Source organism: Microcoleus sp. C2D2 (genome assembly GCF_036702495.1).
Classification (GTDB): domain Bacteria; phylum Cyanobacteriota; class Cyanobacteriia; order Cyanobacteriales; family Microcoleaceae; genus Microcoleus.
Genome location: NZ_JAUBTO010000357.1, coordinates 1 through 1,975 on the forward strand (window position 1 = coordinate 1; position 1,975 = coordinate 1,975).

Annotated in this window: 1 protein-coding gene; it reads left to right on the plus strand. The window is 57.0% G+C overall.

The window, feature by feature from the left end:
- Positions 1–1,975 (plus strand): filamentous hemagglutinin (locus QUB61_RS39115; protein WP_333190460.1); only part of this gene is annotated, 1,975 nt, incomplete at both ends.

Sequence of the window (1,975 nt, forward strand, 5' to 3'; positions counted from 1 at the left end):
GTTTATCGGCGGTGACAGCGAGCGGACCGGGGGGAGGGGCGATCGCACTGCGGTCCGGAAACGTGACATTGCGCGATGGCTCGAGCCTAGTATCCGATACCATCGGGAACATTGACGGCCGCGGCATCAAGATCGAAGCAGCACGATTTAGCCTTTTAGATCGAGCCTTTGTCGCCTCCACCACTACCGGAACTGGAGCCGGAGGCCCGATCTTGGTGCGAACCGCCGAGAATATAGAACTCAAGGGAATAGGATTTGAAGACTTTCGGCGACGGATTCTCGATCCTGGTGCAGCACAAAAGCCGGCACAGGTCACCGACCGCGAAAGCAGCATCAGTACCGGAACCCTCGGTGTCGGCAGAGCCGGGGAGATCGCGCTCGACACCAAACGATTAACTATGCGAGACGGATCGGCAATACTCAACCCTACACTCGGTAGCGGAGAGGGCGGTGGCGTGACAATTAGAGCCAGTGAATCGGTAGAAATCAACGCCTCCGGGCTGTTAACCACAACTTTTAACAGGGCAAATGCAGGCAGTATCGCTATCGAAACCGGTCAACTGAGTGTCTCCGACGGAGCCGCCGTCTCAACCTCGACTTTTGGTGCAGGCAACAGCGGAAATCTGATCGTCAGAGCTTCAGACTCGGTAATAGTAGCGAGACAACGATCGGATACCCCCGTGAATACTGGTTTAGCCACTAACAGTATTGGCGGCACGGGAAGGGCAGGAAACATCGAAATTAACACCCGCTCCCTGCGCGTAGAAGCAGGGGCTGGGATCTCTTCTTCGAGCGGGCTGAACACAAGAGAAAGGCTGATTCCGGAGGGGGGGCCCGGCGGAAACATTACCGTCAACGCCAAAGACTCTGTGGAAGTGATCGGCACCTCCGCAGGCTCCATTCCTTACCCAAGTGCGATGGGTGCGGGAACGTTTGGGAGCGGCAAAGGCGGGGATGTGACGTTGAACGCCAGACGGTTGAGCGTGCGAGACGGAGGAGCTATCCTAGCCTCAACTCTGGGTGCGGGACAAGCGGGAAATCTGAGTGTCACGGCGGACGAATCCGTAGAAATAGTCGGCACTAGCACACAGGGCTTTCCCAGCACCCTCAGCACAGCTTCGGGAGATTTCCTGATCCAAACTATTTTCCGGCTGCAACCTCCATCTGGTGCGGCGGGAAGCTTGAGCATTGCCACGGGCCGATTGAGTGTCCGAGACGGCGCAGGGGTTAGCGTCCGGAGTTTGGGAACGGGGGCGGGTGGCAGCATCAATGTTGTCGCCGATTCGATCGCCCTCAACACTAAAGGCAGCATTGACGGCACGACTGTATCGGGTATCGGGGGTAATATTAACTTGCGAGCCCGAGACATCCAATTGCGCGACAACAGCCGAATTACAACCGATGCGCGTGCTGGCGAAGGCGCCAACATCACCCTCAACAGCGATATCCTAGTGGGGGCAAACAATAGCGACATTACGGCTTACGCTCGCAGCGCGGAGGGCGGCCGCGTTAATGTCAATGTCCCGAGTATCTTGGGCTTTACAGCAGCGAGCCGCGAACAGGTCAAAAGCTGGTTGGGGCTGACTGACGAGGAATTTGCAGCGTTGGAAGTAAGTCCTACATCTCTGCTTCCGAGCAGCGACATCGCCGCTCTTTCCCAAAGTAGCGCCCCGGCTTTGCCAGCTGGCGTGAATCCCGCTCAAGGTTTAGTGGAACTGCCACAAAATATTGTCGCTCCGGCTGCTTTAATTGCGGCAAATCCCTGTACGAAAGGGACCGAGAGCGCATTTACCGTCACTGGGAAAGGAGGACTGCCATTAAGTCCTGATGATACCCTCAGCAGCTCTGCATCCCCGTTTGCCTGGGTGGAAGAGGCAGGAAGTTCGGCAACGGACAATGTACGGGATGTAACGGATCGAGCTCCGAGGGAAATCCCGGCTCGAGAAGTTGTTCCGGCTCGCGGTTGGGTGGTGAA